The 22131-nt window shown below is 30.7% G+C and carries 19 protein-coding genes; 9 read left to right on the top strand and 10 right to left on the bottom strand.

What is annotated here, in order from left to right:
- Positions 1 to 53: 53 nt before the first annotated feature.
- Both ACRD62_RS10320 and ACRD62_RS10315 read right to left on the bottom strand, forming a co-directional pair.
- Complete coding sequence (locus ACRD62_RS10320) at positions 54 to 452, bottom strand: hypothetical protein (RefSeq protein WP_430820032.1); 399 nt, start codon at positions 450 to 452, stop codon at positions 54 to 56.
- Positions 453 to 507: 55 nt separating this feature from the next.
- Positions 508 to 1068 (bottom strand): RNA polymerase sigma factor, encoded by a 561-nt coding sequence (locus ACRD62_RS10315; protein ID WP_321411928.1) that lies wholly within the window; start codon positions 1066 to 1068, stop codon positions 508 to 510.
- Positions 1069 to 1295: 227 nt separating this feature from the next.
- Here ACRD62_RS10315 and ACRD62_RS10310 point away from each other — a divergent pair, with 227 nt between their 5' ends.
- The 9 genes from ACRD62_RS10310 (at position 1296) to ACRD62_RS10270 (ending at position 11188) form a co-directional block, all read left to right on the top strand.
- Entirely contained in the window at positions 1296 to 1901 is a 606-nt protein-coding gene (locus tag ACRD62_RS10310) for a hypothetical protein (protein WP_430820031.1), read from the top strand.
- Positions 1902 to 1973: 72 nt separating this feature from the next.
- Positions 1974 to 3083, top strand: a complete 1110-nt coding sequence (locus ACRD62_RS10305; protein ID WP_430820030.1) for a L,D-transpeptidase family protein — start codon at positions 1974 to 1976, stop codon at positions 3081 to 3083.
- Positions 3080 to 3823: a L,D-transpeptidase gene (locus ACRD62_RS10300; RefSeq protein WP_430820029.1), complete on the top strand. Its 744-nt coding sequence runs from the start codon at positions 3080 to 3082 to the stop codon at positions 3821 to 3823. Before ACRD62_RS10305 ends, ACRD62_RS10300 begins: the two co-directional genes overlap by 4 nt.
- 31 nt (positions 3824 to 3854) lie before the next feature.
- Positions 3855 to 4634, top strand: coding sequence for a hypothetical protein (locus ACRD62_RS10295; protein ID WP_430820028.1), 780 nt, complete (start codon positions 3855 to 3857; stop codon positions 4632 to 4634).
- Positions 4635 to 4690: 56 nt separating this feature from the next.
- On the top strand, positions 4691 to 6655 hold the full coding sequence (locus tag ACRD62_RS10290; protein WP_430820027.1) for a cation:proton antiporter domain-containing protein: 1965 nt from the start codon (positions 4691 to 4693) through the stop codon (positions 6653 to 6655).
- 155 nt (positions 6656 to 6810) lie between these two features.
- Entirely contained in the window at positions 6811 to 7764 is a 954-nt protein-coding gene (locus ACRD62_RS10285) for a calcium/sodium antiporter (protein ID WP_430820026.1), read from the top strand.
- Positions 7765 to 7896: 132 nt separating this feature from the next.
- Positions 7897 to 8640, top strand: a complete 744-nt coding sequence (locus tag ACRD62_RS10280; RefSeq protein ID WP_430820025.1) for a glycerophosphodiester phosphodiesterase — start codon at positions 7897 to 7899, stop codon at positions 8638 to 8640.
- Complete coding sequence (locus ACRD62_RS10275) at positions 8637 to 9635, top strand: PGAP1-like alpha/beta domain-containing protein (RefSeq protein ID WP_430820023.1); 999 nt, start codon at positions 8637 to 8639, stop codon at positions 9633 to 9635. The genes ACRD62_RS10280 and ACRD62_RS10275 overlap by 4 nt, the downstream gene beginning before the upstream one ends.
- Positions 9632 to 11188, top strand: a complete 1557-nt coding sequence (locus tag ACRD62_RS10270) for a glycerol-3-phosphate dehydrogenase/oxidase (protein WP_430820021.1) — start codon at positions 9632 to 9634, stop codon at positions 11186 to 11188. The genes ACRD62_RS10275 and ACRD62_RS10270 overlap by 4 nt, the downstream gene beginning before the upstream one ends.
- 11 nt (positions 11189 to 11199) lie before the next feature.
- On the opposite strand, the gene ACRD62_RS10265 is transcribed toward ACRD62_RS10270, so the two are convergent.
- The 8 genes from ACRD62_RS10265 to ACRD62_RS10230 all read right to left on the bottom strand — a co-directional run bounded on the left by ACRD62_RS10265 (position 11200) and on the right by ACRD62_RS10230 (position 21771).
- Positions 11200 to 11910: a hypothetical protein gene (locus ACRD62_RS10265; RefSeq protein WP_430820020.1), complete on the bottom strand. Its 711-nt coding sequence runs from the start codon at positions 11908 to 11910 to the stop codon at positions 11200 to 11202.
- Between the two features lie 12 nt (positions 11911 to 11922).
- Positions 11923 to 16926 (bottom strand): hypothetical protein, encoded by a 5004-nt coding sequence (locus ACRD62_RS10260; RefSeq protein WP_430820019.1) that lies wholly within the window; start codon positions 16924 to 16926, stop codon positions 11923 to 11925.
- Positions 16927 to 16946: 20 nt separating this feature from the next.
- Positions 16947 to 18473: a carbon-nitrogen hydrolase family protein gene (locus ACRD62_RS10255; protein WP_430820018.1), complete on the bottom strand. Its 1527-nt coding sequence runs from the start codon at positions 18471 to 18473 to the stop codon at positions 16947 to 16949.
- Between the two features lie 153 nt (positions 18474 to 18626).
- Positions 18627 to 18755, bottom strand: a complete 129-nt coding sequence (locus ACRD62_RS10250) for a recombinase family protein (protein ID WP_430820017.1) — start codon at positions 18753 to 18755, stop codon at positions 18627 to 18629.
- Positions 18756 to 18981: 226 nt separating this feature from the next.
- Positions 18982 to 20598, bottom strand: coding sequence for a recombinase family protein (locus ACRD62_RS10245; protein WP_430820016.1), 1617 nt, complete (start codon positions 20596 to 20598; stop codon positions 18982 to 18984).
- A gap of 60 nt (positions 20599 to 20658) precedes the next feature.
- Positions 20659 to 20862 carry a hypothetical protein gene (locus ACRD62_RS10240; RefSeq protein ID WP_430820015.1) on the bottom strand — a complete coding sequence of 68 codons (204 nt, stop codon included), beginning with the start codon at positions 20860 to 20862 and terminating at the stop codon, positions 20659 to 20661.
- Between the two features lie 301 nt (positions 20863 to 21163).
- Positions 21164 to 21541, bottom strand: coding sequence for a hypothetical protein (locus ACRD62_RS10235; RefSeq protein ID WP_430820014.1), 378 nt, complete (start codon positions 21539 to 21541; stop codon positions 21164 to 21166).
- Positions 21538 to 21771: a DUF4248 domain-containing protein gene (locus ACRD62_RS10230; protein WP_430820013.1), complete on the bottom strand. Its 234-nt coding sequence runs from the start codon at positions 21769 to 21771 to the stop codon at positions 21538 to 21540. The genes ACRD62_RS10235 and ACRD62_RS10230 overlap by 4 nt, the downstream gene beginning before the upstream one ends.
- Between the last annotated feature and the right edge of the window lie 360 nt (positions 21772 to 22131).

Below are 22131 nucleotides of genomic sequence, written 5' to 3'. Positions count from 1 at the left end.
ATTGAAGATAAATTGACTTATTTGGGACTCGTTATTTGCTTTAAAATAACTGGTTAAAGTTTCTTTTCATCTTTTATTACTCCTATTTCAGAAAATAACACTAGATACCTTTTTAGCGATTGGTCTTTAAGAATAATTTCATATTCAATATTATTCCCTTTGTTTTTCAATACCGAATTCATGATTTCTCCTTTAGATTGAGCAATTGTTTTAATTTGTTCTGGAAGAAAATCCTTAGGTATATTTTGTCTATATTCTAATAGGTTTCCATTCCTATCAATTAAGGCAATATGTTCAATGTTATTTTTATAAAAAATAGCTTCATAATACTCTTCTTTATTAATCCATTCAACATTTATTGCTTCTGTAAAATTTTCTTTAAGTGCTTGTTCACACAAACCGGGAGGTGTAAAACTGCTACCTTGTACAATTTTTTTTAAAAAGTTTTCCATAATTTAAAATTGCTCAATCATTTTGACGAGATTAATTAATAAAGTAACAACATCATTATAAAAGAAATTTTTGGGTGTATAAAAACAGAACTCTGGCTCTGGCCCTTTTTAATCTCATTTTAGCTGCATCTTCACTTATTCTTAATGCAGTCGCTATCTGTTTCATTGATAAATCATCCTTATATTTCATTAATAACAAAGCTTCTTCTTCAGGATGAATAAGCTTCAACACTACAAGCAGATTTTCATAATTAATATCTTCAATAATTTCATCGGTATCATCAATTATTTCAGGAATTTCATTCTCTTTATCCCAACTGGGATAGTGCAACTTCTTTTTTTCTCTAAGATAATCTATGCAATGATTGTATGTTATTGAATAAAGCCAGGAAGAAAAAGAAGAGCGATTCTTAAAGGAGGCTAATTTTTCATAAACCTTAGAAAAAATATCTTCTGTTATCTCTTCTGCTAATTGCTTGTTTTTTACAAATGAATAGCATTTATCTAAAACTTTTGAATAATACCTTTTATACAATATTCCAAAATATTTAGAAGAATTTTCATCTATAATTAAAGTGATTATTTCATCATCTTTTAAATTAGATAATTTATCCATATTCTAAGATTTATATTACTCAAATCATTGTAGGCTATATAAAGGTAAGATAAAAACACCTTTATATAACACTCAATATTAACACGATAGAAAATATTTTAAAATTTCCTGTTACTTAATTTCAATTGCGCGTCATAATATCGAATTAAAAACAAAACAGTATGTTTTCTAACAATAAGAAGACACTTTTAAGATTAAACAAATAAAAACAATTAACAATTAAAAAAATGAAAAACAGATTCTTTTTTGGTATTACATTAGTAGGTTTATCAAGCATTATTTTATCAAGTTGTTCAAGTGTTCCTCAAGCCGAAATTGACACAACCAAAGAAGCTATAGAGCAAGCAAAAGCTGCTGGAGCAGAAGTGTATGTTCATGAAAATTTCATTGCATTACAAGACTCAATGGATCACGTAATGATTAATGTAGAATCGGAAAAAACAAAACTATTCAAAAACTACACAGCTGTTAAAGAGCAATTAGCAAATGTCGCACTTTACGCTGTTGAAGTAAAGAATCTTTCTGAAGTTCGAAAAGAAGAATTGAACGTAGAAATACAGAAAACTATAACAGAAGTAAAAGGTCTTATTGAATCAAACAGAAACTTGATACTTGAAGCACCTAAAGGTAAAGAAGGAACAACTGCATTGATTGCAATTAAAGGTGAGATTGATGCGATTGAAATATCACTAAATGACGCAACAACTCAATTAGCCTCTGGCGATTACATTGCTACATTAGATAAAACAAAAGCAATCAAAGAGAAGGCATCAGCTATCAATACCGAGCTTTCTGAAGTAATTGCTAAATACAATAAAGGTAAAAAGTCATAATCGGGGAAAATTAAACCTGCAGAACCCCGATTCCAATAACGGAATCGGGGTTTTATTTACACTAAATTGTCAATGAGAACTAAACATTTTCTTCTTTTATTCATGCTGACAGGTATTTTGCTTCTACTTGTTTTGATTAAAATTTATTCCATAAAAACACCAGAATCAGAACTTATGAGGGCAGGCACTTTGTTATCACAAGCCCGATATGAAAAATGTTCTGAGTATGCCACCATTGCATTTGAGAAATCGGAAAACTATTATGATTCTGCTATGATTGAATGGAAGTATCAAAATGCAAAGTTTTTCTTACTTAGAAAATATGACAAAGTTTTTGAGTTATCCTTCAAATCAATCGAAACCTCCAATATAGCTATCGAAAATTCAAAAAACATAAAAGCTGATTTTGAACAATATCTAAGAAAGAGATTAGCACAAATACATTTTAAAATTAATGAATTCGAGAAAAAGTTTGGAAATTTTCCTCTACTTCAAGATCATAGGGAAGAATTGGTTAAATGTAAGCTACTAACTTTTGAAAGTGACCTTACATACAAGAACAATAATTACCAATTATGTAATCAACAACTTGACTCTGTTGATTTAGCTTTAGACAAAATACTTGATTACTACACCATTAAGCTAAATATTTATTTTCATGATTATCCACAGTGGCAGAGATTAACAGAACAAACCATCTCTCACTCCAGAAGGAATAACAGTTATGCTATAGTTATAGATAAAATTGCGAGAGAGTTGCTTATTTATAAGAATGGTAACGAAATAAACAGCTACACAATTGAACTAGGACTTAATTGGATTGGAGATAAAAAACATCAAGGCGACAAAACCACTCCTGAAGGATTATATAAAGTATTGCAGAAAAAACAAAAAGGTGAAACAAAATACTATAAAGCCTTTCTCATAGATTACCCTAATGCAGAAGATAAGGTTCGATTCTTTCTCAATAAACAAAATGGTACTATAAAAAGTGATGCAAAGATTGGAAACCTAATCGAGATTCATGGAAATGGAGGAAAAGGAATTGATTGGACAGATGGTTGCATAGCCTTAAAAGACGCTGATATGGATAAAATATTTAATATATGTCCAGTTGGGACAAGAGTTGTAATCGTCGGTTCTGTTAACGCTTTAAATAAACTATCTATCTATTCAAAATGAAAACAAATAAGCCTCTGAACTTAAAATTATTAAAGAATATTCATAACTCAATTACATTATCCAAGTATAATCGATTGATATTCTATACAATAAGCCGTCATACAAAACAATACAATTTATATATTTTAAGTTTAGTACTCCTAATTTTAATTCCACTTTCAATAAGAGGAATAGTATGGATGACAATTACCAATAACAATAAAACACTTCAGGTAGAAGAGATACAATTAACCTCAGTAAAACAGATGCTTACTAAAGAAATTTTAATGCTTGATAAAAAACTTGCAAATAAAAAACCAAAATCAAATTACCTGGTAATCAATAGTTCATCTAATATTTTCAGGTTGTATAAAAATAATGAATTAGTAAAGGAAGATAAATGCTCAACGGGAAGCTATATTCTTCTTAAAAACGGAGAAGATCAACAATGGATGTTTAAAACACCAAAAGGAGAATTTAAAATACTTGGTAAAACAACTTCACCGGTATGGAAAAAACCTGATTGGGCTTTTATTGAAGAAGGTTTACCTGTTCCTTCTCTAAATCATCACTCTCGATATGAATCTGGTGTTCTAGGAGACTATGCCTTAAGCCTTGGAAACGGATATCTCATTCATGGAACTCTTTATCAAAGATTTCTGGGTCTTCCAGTAACACATGGATGTATCAGGCTCAATGACGAAAACTTAGAACTTGTTTATAGATCATTAACAACAGGTTCCAGGGTTTATATATACTAGCTTAATTATTAAAAAAATAACAAATCCTAAAATGAAAAATATAAAAATAAAAACATTGAAATTTATTTTCCTTTTTTCAGCAGTTATACTTTTAATTTGGCTCATAAGTATCGCTGTCGCTCCATACCATAAATTAAATGAAATACAAAAGATAACGAATCAGGACTCTTCTCTTAATGATAAATTCGACAATATATACTACCATAATGAATTAGAAAGCCTGATAAAAGATAAAATCTATAAAGAGTCATTATTAAAGCTGTCTGAAAATGACTCAATACATTTGGCTATTAATCTAGTTGATAGCACTGTTAACTTAAGTATTAAAGGAATTTTTATTCATCAGGCAAAAATTGCTAATCTGAAAACAGATAAATTCTGGAACTCACTTTCAATTAAAGAAGAACTAAAACTATTTTCAAGGCCGTTAATGGTCCAATCAATATATACTACAATTGTGAAAGAACCTGTAGTTGTAAGGGAAGCTCCTAAAGATACATTAGAAGCATCTCTAAATGCATGGAAACCTGATACATTAATTCAAAACCCGGCTTATATAATGCTTCAAACTGAATATAACTTCAGAATAATTATTGAACAATTTGAGAATGAACCTTCTTTTTTTAATCGTGTGAAATTAAAGTTTCGTAATCATTTAAGATTTGAGAATCTCAAAGAATCAGCATCGAATTTTTTAACTTTTAGAAGACAGGAATATATTCCAACAATAATTATAGAATTACCTACTGAAGATATCAGATCCATATACAGAGCTATACCAACTAATACTTTAATAGCTATTAAGATGTGATACAATAAATCTTTTATTAAATTTATAAACATAGTGAAATAATTATAGCTAATCCCATGACAATCGCCATAGCTAATGGTTTCTCTTGGTCGGAACCTGTGATTTCATTCATGGTTCTATTTGGAGCTATTTTCCTTTTTCCTCAAATATTAAAATTTATAAAAATACCAGATATTGCTTCCTACATTATTGCAGGAATCTTATTGGGTCCACATGTATTAAAACTTATACCTCAAGATTCAAGTATTGAACTTCTTGGGACAATTGGGTTGCTCTATATTATGTTTTTAGCAGGCATTGATCTAGACACTAAAAAATTCAATTCAAACAGAAAGAATAGTATAATATTCGGATCATTTACTTTTTTAATACCTTTTATACTTGGATTTTTAATTTCCCATTTTTTTTTAAAATTAAGCATAAAAGGAACATTATTGGTTTCATTAATGTTTTCTACACATACATTGATTTCATATCCAATTGTAAGAAAACTTGGAATAAATAAAGATATTAGTATTATTACAGCAGTTGGAGGAACAATAATTACCGATACACTGGTACTTATACTTATCTCATTTATTACAAGTGACGGTTTACAATCCAATATTATTGAGCAACTTCTCAATCCGTTATATTTCATTGTTTTTATCCTCTTAACATTTTTTTTTATCCCTAGAATTGCAAAGTGGTTTTTCCAATATGTAAAACAAGAAAATTCAGTTCAATTTGTATTTCTTCTTTTTTTGGTCTCAAGTGCATCAGTTATTGCCAAATTAATAAATATAGAACCTATAATCGGGGCGTTTATCGCAGGTTTATCATTAAGTAGAAGCATACCAAAAAATTCATTACTGATGAATAGACTTGAATTCATCGGTAATACCATTTTCATACCATTTTTTCTAGTGCAGATAGGTCTGATGATTAATGTTAAACTAATTTTTACTGATAATCAAACCTGGATAATTGCGTTAATTTTAACATCAACGGCTATCATTAGCAAATGGATCGCTGCAATTATTACAAAATACACTTTAAACTTCAATCCAACTCAAAGTAAAGTATTATTTGGATTAACAACCTCTCACGCTGCTGCAACAATTGCTATCATTCTTTTAGGATTAAATAACCAAATTATTAATCAAACAATATTTAATTCAACCATACTAGTTATATTCTGTAGTACCATTATTTCTTCAATCATCACTTCAAAATTTGGTAAGGAACTAGCAAAAACAATTCAAGACTTTAGCCATGTAAACAAACCTATCAACACATTACTACCGGTTTCGAATTCCAACAACATTTCAAAACTTGTTCGAATCGCTGGCATTTTACATCAAGAGTCTGATTTCAATTCATTGTATATTTTAAGTGTCATTAAAGATGATAGTAATACACAAAATAATATTACCACCTTAAAACAAGCACTAACAAAAATATCTGCAACTAATTTTACAGAGGGAGCCTCAATTCTAACAAGAGTTGATGTGAATATAGCTAACGGTATTATCAGAACAGCAAAAGAACATTTCACAACACAGATAATTATTGGATGGAGTTCAAAATCTAACACTTCGAAAAGAATATTCGGAACTATCTTTGAACAAATTTTGGATAGTCCTTTTACCATATACTCTTGTAACCTAAAAGAAGATTTTTATTTATGCCATTCAATTAAAGTTGCTTTACCACAACATATAGAATCCGAATCTAATTTTCAGAACATTATTTCAAACATTACAAAATTATCTGAGAAATTGAAAATGCCACTTGAATTAGAATACAGTTCTACCGAATTATTAGAAAAAATAAAAGAATTAATGAAAGATAAAAAAAGAAATATGGTAAGATATGTTTATTGTGATCCTCAATCTATACCAAGCATGAATTCCAGTATCCTAAATGTATTTTTTATGTTAAAAAAACAATCCTATTATTATTCTTATGCAAACAATAATAAAATTAGAAAACTTGCCGATCTTAATTTAAATACTAACTTCATTTTAATTGTACCCTAGTTTATTAATTATTTCTAATACAGACTATTTCTATAATTAACTGTACTTTATAAGCAATTAAATTACAATAGAAAACTCTGATTTATTCTAATCATTTAAAACAACAAATTCACTATTATCAATTTTTGTCTTATTTAAATCTTTAAAAAATGATAATGTCAATTCTTTTTGTATTCCTTGGTTTTGCAGCCTTAATATTTGGGGCGAATTGGTTGGTTGACGGAGCTTCTTCGTTAGCAAAAAAGTATAACGTTTCTGATTTAGTAATTGGGCTTACAATAGTTGCTTTTGGTACCTCTGCTCCGGAGCTTGTTGTCAATTCTATTGCATCAGCTCAAGGTTATTCCGATATTGTTTTAGGCAACGTGATTGGTAGCAACAATTTCAATCTATTTATTATACTTGGTATTGCCGGGTTAATCTATCCAATTAAAGTTCAATCATCAACAGCATGGAAAGAAATACCTCTATCCTTATTAGCTTCTGTATTGGTAATACTATTTGCCAACAACTACTTCATTGGTTCAGATAATTTGCTTATCAGCAGGCTGGATGGGATTTTATTGCTTTTAACATTTGCGGCTTTTCTCTATTACGTATTTTGGCAAATGAGAAAAGAACAAAGCAACACCTTAGATACTAGCAAACCAGAAATTACTTCCAATTTAAAAATTTGGGGATTTATAATTATTGGACTAGCAGGTTTAATTTTGGGTGGTCAATTAGTAGTTGATAACAGTGTAAAAATTGCAAGTCTTATAGGTGTTAGCGAAAAAATAATTGGATTAACCATTGTCGCAGCCGGTACTTCATTACCCGAACTTGTAACTTCAGTTGTGGCGGCATTAAAACGAAATAGTGATATTGCAATTGGTAATGTTATAGGTTCAAATATATTTAACCTTTTACTCATTCTTTCAGTTAGTTCTTTTATTAATCCCATTAGTTTTAAACCCAACTTTAATCTCGACCTAGTCGTCTTGATTTCAGGTACAGTTTTTCTTTTACTAGCAATGTTTACAGGCATTAGAAAGAAACTTGATAGATGGGAGGCAGCTATATTACTTGTACTGTACCTGTCGTATTTGTTTTACCTAATAAAAAACTAAAATTGTATTTTTTAAATACTAACAGCCAACTTAAAAATTAATTATATCATTTAGTTAATATTTATTTTATTCATATCGGTCATAAAAGTATCTTATTGGATATTTTTGAATTATAAAATAGAATAATATTAGATGATCATTGCACATAGAGGTGAATCTTTTGACACTCCGGAAAATTCACTAAAGGCTATAAATAAGGCATGGAATGAAGGAGCTGAAGCAGTTGAAATTGATGTCCATTTGACATCTGATAATCATATTGCTGTTATCCATGATGCAAACACTCACCGCACTGGCAATAGAAAAATAAAAATTTCGGAGTCCACCTTAAAAGAAATTAAAACAATTGATATCGGAATCAAATATTCCAAAAAATATGTTGGAGAAAGAATCCCTAGTCTTGAAGAAGTTTTCAATACTATACCCAAAAATGGCAAACTAATTATTGAAATTAAGTGTGACAAAAAAATAATTCCACATATTGTTGAACTCCTAAAAAAACATGAGAACACCGAAAAGAAAATTGAGTTTATTGCATTCAATTTAAACACTTTATCAAAACTTAAAGAAAAATTACCAAATTATAAAATGCTTTGGCTTCTTGATTTGGATTATTATTGGCCATCGTGGTTAGTAATAGGAAATAAAGGGAGAATTTTAAGAAAATTAAAAAAGAATAATCTTGATGGGATTAATTGTTGGGCTGGCAAAAAACTGAATAAAAGATTTATCTTTTTTTTTAAGAATCACAACTATGCTGTTTATTCTTGGACTGTAAATGATCCACTTAAAGCCAAAGAATTATTAAACAATGGTATTGATGCAATAACAACTGACAGGGCTGCATGGTTAAAACAGCAACTTAATAAAATATGAAAAAAATAATAATCGGCATCCACGGTTTAGGAAACAAACCACCAAAATATTTACTTGAAAAATGGTGGCTTGAAGCAATGGAAGAAGGTTTAATCAATTCTGAATATAAATCACAAATCCCAACTTTTGAACTTGTTTACTGGGCAGATATTTTATACGAAATGCCTTTAGATTATTGGATGAAAGATATTAGTAGTTCGTATTACCTTGACGAACCATATATTAAATCATCTGGTAATAAACATTTTAAAGATACATTGCATAGGAAAAATTTGAACGCAAGAATTTTGGAATTCTTTAATTCAGTTTTTTTAAAAAAAGATAAAACACAAAAGCATCGATTTATTTCTGATTTTATCATTCAGAAATACTTCTTTGAACTTGAAGTTTATTATTCTGAAAAAAACAATGAAGGTTCTGATTTTAATTTCAAGGCAAAAAGATTAATACAAAAGAGGCTGTATTCTATCTTACATAAATATAAAGGCTATGATATAATGTTGGTTGCTCATTCAATGGGATCTATAATAGCCTTTGATGTTTTAAGTAAGATACATCCTATAACAATTAACACATTTATAACAATAGGTTCTCCTTTGGGTTTTCCTATTGTAATTAGCGAAATTGCAAAAGAAAAAGAACGTATAAACCTTGAGTCAAACTTGATTAAATCACCTGATTGTATTCAAAACAAATGGTATAATCAAGCTGACTTATTGGACAAAGTTGCAATAAACCACAATTTATCTGAAATATACGAACCTAATAAAAGTGGAATAAAACCTATTGACATCTTAGTTTCTAATGATTATCAGGTAAACGGACAATTAAATCCCCATAAATCATTCGGTTATCTTAGAACTCCTGAGTTTTCATCTGTTTTAAGAAATTTCATTAGTGATAATTCTAATGAATTGAAGAATCAAATAATTGGAACAGATAACCAAATAAAATTTAAAGCAGATAAATCCAACTCTAATATTAAATTGGTATGAATAGGGAAAAAATGATTTCTGACCTGATTAATAATCAAACACTTTGGGACATCGTCATTATAGGTGGTGGAGCTACGGGTATGGGTATAGCTGTTGATGCCTCTTCCAGAGGATACAAGGTATTGTTAGTTGAACAATCTGATTTCGGAAAAGGAACTTCGAGTAGAAGCACCAAACTTGTTCACGGCGGTGTTAGATATTTACAACAAGGCAATATTTCACTTGTTCTTGAGGCATTAAAAGAGAGAGGCATTATGCACAAGAATGCACCTCACCTTGTACATGACTTATCATTTATTGTTCCGGTCTACGATTGGTGGGAAGGTCCATTTTATGGAGTAGGACTTAAACTGTACGATATGTTGGCAGGGAAACTTGGGTTAGGCCCTTCTAAATTACTTACCAAAGAAGAGACTATCGATAAATTACCAACAATCGAACAAGAGGGATTAAAGGGAGGAGTAATTTATCACGATGGACAGTTTGACGATGCAAGAATGTTAATAAATCTGGCACAGACAGCTTATAAACAAGGAGCAACCGTAATTAATTATATGAAAGCTATTTCTTTGATAAAAAAGAATGACATTATTCAGGGCATTGAATTAGAGGATTTAGAAAACGAAAAGAAATATAAAATAAATACAAAAGTAGTGATTAACGCTACCGGAGTATTTGTTGATACAATACGCAAAATGGATAATATCAATGCTGATCAAATAATGACAAGCAGCCAAGGTGTACATATTGTATTAGATAAATCATTCCTGCCTGGCGAAAGCGCAATCATGGTTCCACATACTGATGATGGTAGAGTTTTATTTGCTGTTCCCTGGCATGATAAAATAATTGTTGGTACAACCGATACTCCTGTCGATGAGTTTAAACTTGAACCCAGGGCTCAAAAAGAGGAAGTTGATTTTTTACTCCAACATATTGGTCGATATCTAGTAAAAGATCCAAAACAAGAAGATATAATGAGTGTATTTACAGGGTTAAGACCACTTGTAAATGATAATGAAAAATCCAACACATCAGCAATATCAAGAGAACATACTATTAATATTTCAAATAGTGGGCTTGTTACTATTGCCGGAGGAAAATGGACAACATACAGAAAAATGGCAGAAGATGTAATAGAGCAAGCAATTGCACTTGCTGACTTAGACTACAAACCGTGTGTTACAGAAAATCTACAAATTCACGGTTATCATTCTAACTCCGAGGTATTTGGTAATCTATCTCAATATGGAAGTGATGCACCCGAAATACAACAACTTTTTAACGAAAACGACAGTCTAAAAAATTTACTTCACAATGATTACTCAATAACAGAAGCAGAAGTTCTTTGGGCAGTTCGATATGAAATGGCCAGAACAACTGAAGACTTTTTGGCACGAAGAACCAGAATGTTGTTTTTAGACTCAAAAGCAAGTCTTGAAATGGCAGAAAAAGTTACTCGGATTATTGCTCTTGAATTACATAAAGATGATAATTGGATGAATCAACAACTTGAAAATCTCAAAGAAGTTTCATCCAATTATATTTGTTAATATACAACTAATTACAAACCAGAATTCATCTTGAAATAATTATCAACCGCAGATTTTACATCTTCGACATAAACCAGATCAATTAAAAAAACAGCCACCTCTATAGTTAATGTTCCTTCTGTTATTTGGGAGCTTTCAATTATCGGAGGTTGTGATACTGCTGTCCAAGGTGTATTCATTAATTCACGTTTCAACTTTGAAAGCACTTCATTTTTACTTACAAAAGTAGAAAAAGAAAAAGTTAATGTTGTTTTAATAAGATTATGATTATTACTAGGTTTAGAAATAGTTTTTTGATTGATTTTTGTGTACAACACATTATAAATATCTCCATGATTATCTTCAATTTCCATATTTAAATGCCCGGCCTTTTTTACAAAACCTACTATCTCATCAGCTTCAATAAATACACCCTCCGTTATTTTATTCTGCCATTTAAAAATAATTCCGGAAATTAAATTTTTCAATAATGGAAATAGTAGAATTATTAATAAAAGAAAAACACTCAGAATAGATGCTAGTGCAAAATAATTTTGCACTTCATAATAATCCTTGGCAATCCAAACCAACAGTGAGAACCATATCATTAACTCAGAGATCATTAAAATTTCTTTTAAATGATATTTTATTTTAAGCTTACGGGATGATTTGCTTAAAACTAAATTTAGTAACCTATAAAAGCCAAAAATAACCGCTGATACTATTACAAAACTGACTATCATTTTCACAAAGAATTAAATTAAACCTTTCGTTTTACAAACTTCCACCACAAACGGTTCGATATTTCGACCTATTGTATAAACCACCTCTGACTTTTTAACAATTAAACCCGAATTCTCCAAGGCGAAAATTATATGTTTTGCTTTATCAGAAGTATAATTAGTAATTCTAGCTAACTTCTCAATTCCAATGTTTTTGTGATGTATCATTATTGCCAAAACAATCATCCACTCTTTTGGCATATCAAACAACACATCATAGTTGATCTTCTGCGGTTTTCTTATTTCAATATTATCATTGTTAAGACTTCTAATGTTAGCTTTCCAAATATTAATTGCAACTCCAGGAATACCATCACTCATTGTAAAATAACGATTGTATAAAAGCGAGTATGTTAATTGAGAAATAGATTGCTCTTGCTTTCCCATATAAGTTAAATTTATGCCGCTTGATTTATGTCTCTGTAAGATCATTTGTTGTATCTCAGCAGAGTTAAATGGAACACACTTAACGTTTGCCAAACTATATTCTTCAATAGGGTAAATTTGCTTCAGAATATCATACGCATAAGTATTAATATTAAGTATGAAAAATATTTTTTGACTATAAAGTTTTATTAATTCAATTATCTGATCAATGACTTCTCCTCCTCCGTTTCTTCGTTCCCACCATAGTTCAAGATCATTAAATACAATTACTGTCTCATAAGGAAGATTATTGAATATGCCGGAAAAATCTTCTAATTCACCTGTATGCTTTTTAATCTCATTCAATAAAACTTCAGAGTTACTTGAACCTTCAATCGGTGCATTAATCCAGATTACATTATGCGACTTAAACAATCGGTTAACAGCGTAACGTGAGATTGTAGATTTGCCAGCTCCATGAACACCTGTAATAAACACAGCTCCACCATATCCCTTTCTATGTCTATTTAATGAGTCCTTAATAATTTTCATTTCTTCTTCTCTGGTAATCCAAAATTCATCGCTAATTTTTGCACTGCTACTCATTAGGTTTCTATAAAATACAGGAATAGAATTATAATATTTACGATCAGGGACTAATTGGTCTATCAAATCAAGTATTTCCTTAGTTTGAATTCCAGAACTTGTTTTTTCCTCCAGATATTTCTTTGACAAAATAATTCCTCTGCTACTTCTGTTTAAAATAAAGACTAAAACACTTTTCACATGCCTGTTAATGAATTCTTTAATCTTATTTCTATATAACCTTACACCACTTTGGCTTCTCATATAATCAGAGTGCCCATCCTTATCTAGGTCAACAATAGAATGTGAAAATATCTTAGAAAAAGCATCGCTCAAATAGTTGTCTGTTGAACGATTAATTCGCTCTATTAATTTTTCTATTTTTGTATTATCTTGTTCTAGTTGTTTTAAAAATTTTTGAAATATTTTTTTGTCTATCTCTCTGTCATAATCAATTGAATCTTCCTGAGTATTATTACTATGAAACAATTGCATACTATTAGCTTCTTTTGATTCAATAATCGCATTTCGAATAGCAAATTCCAACTCTTCAATTTCTCGATAAAGAGATTCATGAAAATAAACATCTATGTTATACCTAGATGATTTATACAAGTCTACATTAACCTGTGAAAAATCATTAAAAGGAATAAATTTACCATCCTTATAAACCTTTTCTGGCAAAAAGTATTCCTCTGGTAAATCATCAAAAACAGATACCGCCTTTTCGTAAGATTCATTTAAGAGAGATTTAAGGTTTGAATTCTCTTCAAAAAGTACAGGTTCTGTTACACTTTTAGGGTCATTTATTATTTTTCTAATATTTTCGATAAGTATTCTTTGCTTATTAAAGAATTGCTCATTTACAATTTTAGAAAGCTTAATACTTCCTTTACTAATAATATTACTAAAAACAATTTTTTTTGAAAGAACTAAAATATCGAAATAGAATGAATTGTTTAAAAGGTGAATTCCAAGGCTCCAATTTTCAGTAAAACTGTCTATATTTTCGTCAGCTAAAATTGGTCTTTGCTTGTATTTCTTTTTAGCATGTTTAATATTTTCTTGCGATTGGAGGTCATTTGCTAAACTTATAACTATCTCACGAATTTCATTTTGAAGTTCCTTTAACAAACTGATTTCATTAAATTCTATTTTTGATTTAACTGAATTGAATCCTTCGAGCAATTGAGCAATTTCAGAAACTTGCTCATTATTTCCGACTATTTGATCTAAATCAACCTTTTCAAAAATATCGTTCGTTGCAAAAATCAACTTACGCAATTCTTCATGAATGTCTTTTGATTGTTCCTCAAATGAAAATAATATGTCATTAATTTTAGATTTTAAATCGTACTCGAAATAAAATGATATTGCTTTTCTTAACGGGAAATTTACAAGCTTTTGTTTTTTATTTATTGATGAAGAAAAAGGTATTGAGATATTCTCAGGTGATTCATAAACAAAATTTCCAAGTTTAGTCAATAAATCACTTAATCCTCTTTGTAAAATACTTTCAGTTTCTTTCATATACTGAAGACTTTCATTCCTCAATACATCTAAAGTGTTTTTTAAGAAGGCAGTTTGAAATCTACTCACAACTTTTTCATACTCATAGCTTTTTGCAATACTCAAATCTTTGCGATATGATTTAAGAACCTGAGTTACTAAATCCTTTAATGTTGTTAAATAAGTATTAAATTGCTGCAAAGATCCAACGAATGTTTTGCTATAAAAATCCTGACCAATAGACATCAACTCAATATCAAGATTCTCAATCTTATTTTTTAAAAGACTAACATCAATTGAGGGAAGTTCTCTCAATTCCAAATTTTCATAAGAAATTAATGAAGGACTATTTTTAGATTTGTCAACAATATTTGTTTCCTCAAACTCTGGAGATGGACTTAGAATTAATACACTGCAGGGTAACTGACATATTGAATTAATTTTTTCAATATACTCTGGTTTGTATGATTTTTCTTTAGGAGATAAACCTAAAAATAATAAATCAGTATTAGCCGACTCAGTTTGTATTATTTCTTCAAGCTTTCTAGTTCCAAAATCGTTACTTAAAACCTTTACTTCCGCTTGCATACGTTTATCTTGAAGTAAGGCATAAGTGTTTCGATAAATAGAATCTTCAAGAGCAGTGTCATTATTTATGATAATTATTCGAACAAATGCGTCTCTCCATTGATAATCTGACAACAAAAATCGTAGAATATTAAGAGATAATGACAGGTGAGAACCTTTACCGTTCCACCAAATATCAATTGTTTCTTTATTGCCAAACCCTTTATTTATATCATAATCAAGAAATAAGCCATTCAACATTTTCTTCCTTAGATCTTTTAGTATCTCAGTTAGAAAAACTGTATTATCGAGGTTCTTAGTCCAACCCAGTAAAACGGTATTAGGTTCAAATCCACTAAAACCATAAATACTGGTTACAGTTTTTATTCCATCTGGTAAATCTGTGCATTTTAATTCTCGTTCAAAATATCCTTTGCTTTTATTCTTTTTTTGAGAGTCTTTTTTAATATCTGTAACGTTAACTCTTTTACCGGTTGATAAATTAAAGTCAGTTAATGCTCCTAATTTACCGGTTAATGCCATACCTAATTCAACTAAGTGAGGTCTAGCCTTCTCTCCACCACTAAATAGAATAATGTTTGGCCTCCAATTTCTCTTATTATCCTTTCTATAACTAAGTTTAAGTAAAGACCTTTTTGCCATATTAGTCCAAAAACTGCTCCACGCATCACCACTTTCAAGAATTAATTCTTTTCGCTGAAGATAAAAATACAACAAGCCTAATACAATGGTTGCCCCAGCCAGAGCCAGAAAATCCAATAGGATCATAACGATAAAGGCTGATAAAGCTCCAATTAAGCTAATAAATCGGGGGATTTTAAATGCAGGACGAAAGTCAGAACTAGACCAACTTTCGATTGCAGAAGCCAAATTTAGGAAGCCGTATGTAGTAATAAAAAACATTGATACAATACGCGCTATAAGATCAAGTTCTCCAATTAAAATACCTGCTTCTGCTATTACAAAAGCAAGTAGTAGAGCATTTCTAGGTTCATTCGTTTTACCTGTTCCTTTTGATAAAAAACGAGGTGCAATTTTATCCATTGCAATAGCTTGAAGTATTCTTGGAGCCCCCAATATACTTCCTAACGCTGATGATAAAGTTGCTCCCCATATTCCTGCAATTACTAATGAAGGAACCAATGAAATCTTAAATAGGATTTGAGGATCGTTTACGAGAGCATTAGCATCTACTGTAAATGAATAAAATAATGCCAAACCAAGATATACAACAAACCCAATTCCTACTGCCAACATTGCACCCACGGGCAATGATTTTTTCGGATCTTTTAAATCACCTGACATAGAAACCCCTGCTTCAAAGCCTGTAACAGCAGGGAAGAATATACCGAATAAGACCATAAAAGGAGCAGCGCTATCCAATGGAGTCAAGTGTACTGCTTCAGGAACGAACTCATGTTTCCCTAAAAAAATAGACAATAATGACAGACCAATTGCTGCCATAATAAAATATTGGGATTTAATTGCTAATGAAGTACTAATAAATGTAATGGTTGTAACAATAAATAATACAATTGAACCTGTAATTCTAATGGTATTAATATTGACATCCATACCCCAATATTGAAGAAAACTTTCTGCAAAACCTATTAAATAAAGACTCACACTAAATGATAGACCTACAAACAAGGCTAATCCAAGTGTTCCTCCAATGGGTAACCCAAGACTTCGTGAAATCATAAAGTATGTTCCACCTGTTTGAACAGGTTTGTCTGTTGAAAGGGAGGCTACACTTAAACTTGTAGTTATTGATATGATATGTGCAATAACTATTATTCCAATAGTATTTATTAAACCTGCCTGCCCGATTATGGCAGGAAACCTTAGGTACATTATTACACCTAAAATGGTCAAAATTGATGGTGTAAAAACACCACTAAATGTCCCAAATTTTTTAGCTTTAGCCATAATCTTAAGAACTTAAAAACTTACTTACTATTTCTTTCTAATTTGAATATATCTGTTCTTCTATCCTTTAAATTTCTTACACTTCCAAACTGGTTTAATTCTCTTAAAGAATTAATATCAACATCAGCAAGCAATATCATTTCGGTATTTGGCGTTGCTTCTGCCTTTATACCATTTGTTGGAAATGAAAAATCACATGGTGTAAATACCATTGATTGTGCATATTGAATATCCATATTATGAACTTTTGGAAGATTCCCTACACTTCCAGCAATGGCAACAAAACATTCATTTTCAATTGCTCTTGCCTGTGCACAATTTCGTACTCTTGAATAACCATTTTGTGTATCAGTTAAAAATGGTACAAAAAGAATATCCATACCATCATCAGCTAATAATCGACTCAATTCAGGAAACTCAACATCATAACAAATCAAGATTCCAATTTTACCACAATCTGTATCAAAAGTTTTTAATGTATTTCCTCCTTGTAACCCCCAAACCTTTGCTTCATCAGGTGTAACATGTATTTTCTCAAATCTTTCAACTCCTCCATCCCTCTTGCATAAATATCCAACATTATACAACTCATTATCAATTAATTCTGGCATACTGCCAGTAATTATATTAATATTATATGATATGGATAATTTCGAGAATTTATTAACAATTTCAGATGTAAATTGAGCTAAATATCTTATTGCATCAGGTTCTGATAAATGATTTGCCTTTGCCATCAATGGAGCATTAAAAAATTCTGGAAACAATGCAAAATCAGCTCTATAACCAGAAACTGCATCTACAAAGTATTCAGCTTGCTGCATAACTTCATGTAAATCTTTATATAATCTCATTTGCCATTGGACCAATCCTAATCGAACAATACTCTTTTTTATAGCCGCCTTCTTAGTTGGTTTTTCATAATAAACATTATCCCATTCTAATAATACAGCGTACTCATTTGATTCGTGATCGCCTTCTAAATATCCTTTTAATACTTTAGCCGGATGAAAATCATTAGACATCTGAAAGTCAAGAACTGGATCATGAATTTCTTTTCTTCTAACTTTATCAATATACTCTTTAGGTGTTAAGTCTGAAATGTATTTGTAGTAATTCGGGATTCGCCCTCCAAAAACAATTCCTTTCAGATTTAATCTCTCACAGAGTTCCTTTCTATAATCATATAGTCTTCTTCCAAGTCTCAATCCTCGAAACTTGGGGCGAACAAAAACATCTATGCCATATAATATATCTCCATCATTAGTATGGGTATCAAATGAGTAATTGCCTGTAATTTCTTTATAAGTATGCTTATTATCAAACTTATCATAATCAACAATTATTGACAACGCACATCCAGCAAATTCATCATTTATTTTTATTACTACCTGCCCTTCAGGAAATTTAGCAACTAATGTGTCAATATGGTTGGGCTTCCAGTATGCATTTTGTAAATTAGCATATGCCTCCAACATTGCATTTTTTAATTCATCATAATCACTTGGTTTTAAATAAACAAGTTCTATATTGTCAATTTTTTCCATATTTAGTATAATCTATTAACACAAAATTATTATTGATACTTATAAAAAATTAATAATCAGATTCTTTCTTTACTTATTATCAATCATAAGCATTACCCTTTTAAACTGATTCAAATGTACAATTTCCTATAAAAGAATAACCATTTTCTCATGTTACGGACATTCTTTTAATACACTTTTTGTTCTCTGAAAGATTTTAGTACAACCTGTTTTATTCAATGTTTCAATTTGCATCTCCAAATTCTGATATTTGCCATTTACCCTTGCATAACCAATTTTCATAATTGTCACATTTAAGGTTATAACATGAGACTCAATAATAACCTGATTTTTAAGACTGTCAAAGCCCGCGTAGAAAGTAAAGGGGAGAATTGTATCAGTAAAGGGTGGTTTTAAAATATAATCCAAGTATTTTTTCACATTGCATACATTCATTGTATATTTGTAATCAAAAGTTCTCAATATCAGAAGAGACTATATCGAGACCTTGATTTTAAGTGCTTTACAACTATTTAAAACAAAATAGATTACGAAATTTAAAGAGTCCCTTCGGGATCACAAAAGCGGGGATTTTGTCATTATTGATAAAATCCCCTTTTTTATGTCCTTCTGTGTACCTTGCCAGTTCAGGGATTAGAGAGAAAAAAGAATTTACACGAGGGGTTCGAACTTGGTTGTTTTCGTGATTGTAGTAAATTCCTTCGGGGAATAGCATTTTTTGGAATACTTTCTTACTGTCAATACTAAGTGATTCCCACATATTCAATAAATTAGAACTTATTTTAGTGACAAATTTCAAAGCTTTATTGAGGTTCGAACTATAATTGCCCATTGAATTTAATTCCTGCTCAATTTCGATAATTTCTTTCTCGAATTTAGGCTTAAACTTATTATATAATGAACGGTCTATTTCTCCGATAACAAACCTTTCTTCGATTGCATCCAGTTTCTTTTGTACTTCACTTTTTTGAGCTTTTAGTTTTTTTGAGTCTTCACTCTTCGATTTGAAAAATACATTCATTTGTTCTGATAGTACGACCTTGATTACTTCTTGCTCATCTTTGTCGATATGAAAAGCAGAAACTAAATTCTGAAACATTTGGTGCAATGATTTGGCACTTTTATTCACTCTGCAACCTTTCGTTCTGCATTTGTAATAGTAAATTCCTTTCTTTTTAACCAAATATCCGGTCATTGGCTTTCCACATTTCTCACACTTTGTAAATACTTTTAATGGCAGATTCTCATTGTCTTTGTCATGCACAAAGCCATGAACTCTATTTTCCTGTCGAATATTATTTACTTGTAAAAACAAATCACGAGTGACCATTGGTTCATGACGACCCTCAATAACCTCACCCGGTAGCATTTTGCTTGTAATTAAACCACAGTAAAACGGATTTGTAAATAGGTTGTGTAATCTTTTTTCAGAGATATCAACACCCAATGTTTTTAATTTACGAGATATTTCTGCATTAGGAGTTTGTTTATATGCTTTCCATTCGAAAGCCTTCTTTAATATTTTACCTTCGTCATTTATTACTAAATTACGCTCAGTTGCTTTTCCTTTATTGAGGTCAGTATAACCTCTTGGAGCAGCCCAAACCCAATGTCCTTTTATTAGCAGTTCTTTCATTCCGGTTACTACCTTATCTCGCCTCAATTCATTGTCCATTTGCCCTACAAGGAAAAGAATATTTTGTTGGAACGAGCCAGCAGGAGTTGTTGGGTCTAATTCTTGCGTAACTGCTAATGTAATAATCCCATGCTTTTTGATTAAGTCATTTGCAATAGAAGCTCCATTAATACCTGAGCGAGAAAAGCGCTCATAAGAATATACGATTACGTAATTAATGCTTTTTGACCTCTTTACAAAGGTTAGCATCTTGTTGAATTCTTTACGGTCATCAGTTTTGGCTGATTCGTAAGTCCCACCAAAATAGCCTACAACATTTAATCCCCTTCGTTCAGCAAACTTTTCGCAATGCTTTTTCTGAGAACCAAGACTTGTATTATCTTCCTGGTCTGCCGATGAAACTCTTGTATAAATTACCGCATTGTTACCCTCCTTGAATTTTTCAGGGACTTTCGGTGCAAATTGTTGAAAAAGGGATAAGTTGCTCATAAACTACATTTTTAGACTTACTCTCTACAAATATACTGATTCCCTGGATTTTACATAACACTATATCTCTTGCTCCACAACTTTTTCCTTTGATAAGGACTCAAGAATCAATAAAGAAAAGGTTTCAGCGCAATCAAAAAGGTCATTGTATTCCTGTTCTGTAATATCCTTGTATTTATTTCTTCTTTGCAGTTCCCCTATGGGAAGGCGTTGTTTTGCCCTCTGAGTAGCTTCCTGAATAGTATGTGAATCCGGCTTTTGCATAATTGCTATAAAAATTATGCTACAAACCTATACCTATTGCGTAGTCTGCTCTGGCTGGTTTTGCTCAGATTTTTTTATAATTGTCTTGAATATGCTAAATGTGGTTATTTTTGTTTGTATTTGTCTATTTGTAAGGTTGCCAATGGTAACTTGATGAGCGAATTTGCTAAAAGAATTGGTCATTTTATCTTATAAATCATTGGTAATATAGCAAGAATTATAGCTTAAGGACTATAAAGAATATTAGAATTAGAACTGTGTGAGTTCTAAAAAGAACTATTTTTTAGCATTATTCAATCCCTTATAACTCATTCAAGATGTCCACTATTTCATTTAGCACATCTTTCTTTATCGAAGAATTTGTCGTTGTAATCTTCCGACGTAGATAATTTTGTGGCACTTGCTTTTTAATAAGCACCTTTGCCATTTTCCCTAAAATAATCAACAATTCTTTTTCAGGTGATTCACCTTGAAAAAAGTCATTGGGTGTAGCCTTTGAAAAATGACTACTAACGGGATTGTGACATTCTTGCAATCTTGAAAGTGTAATTCTATATTCATCCTGCATTTTTTGAAACTCAAGTACAGTTCCCCCGGCATCAGGATGGAGTTGCTTTGCTAAATGACGATAACGTAGTTTGGCTTGCTCCACATTAGTAATACCCTGAAAATACTTCATAGCTGTTCAAATTCTTCAAGTGATATACTAAAGTGTTCCAGGATTAAAAGGAGTTGCTGTTTGTTGTAATAATGGCATCTGGTATTTCCGGCTTTTGCAATTTGTTCTTTTAATGGAGGGCAAATTTCAATTTCACATCTGAGTTGCTGCATTGCCGACCTTATAGAAATACTATTGGGATATAACTTCTTTACAATGTCTTGTTTTAATATTGTTCTTCGTATTATCATATTTGAAAAAATTTGCGAGAAATGAATACTTTTTTGAAACAAAAAGCATTTTGAAAAGCATGCGTGGAATTAAACAGGATTCTATTACTAATAAAACAAAGTATATCGTAATAAATCAAAAAACACAAAGGGTCTATAAACACGAAAAGCCTCTGTAAGAGGCTTATTTTAAGTGTTATATGTATTTCTTTAGGCACAATTCATAGTATTACACCCTTTGGTAAATTGTTCTGTAAATATATTAATTTGGAATTAAATTGGAAAATATTTTTATTATTGAAGGCCTAAACAAACTTTGAAAACCAAATACTCAAAAAAACACGTTAACCTTGTTAACTTTGTTAACTATGCTTGTAAATA

This window comes from Carboxylicivirga caseinilyticus (genome assembly GCF_050589785.1).
Taxonomy (GTDB): Bacteria; Bacteroidota; Bacteroidia; order Bacteroidales; family Marinilabiliaceae; genus Carboxylicivirga; species Carboxylicivirga caseinilyticus.
Note: the sequence above shows the minus strand (reverse complement) of the source record. Positions and strands in the feature narration are given on the sequence as shown.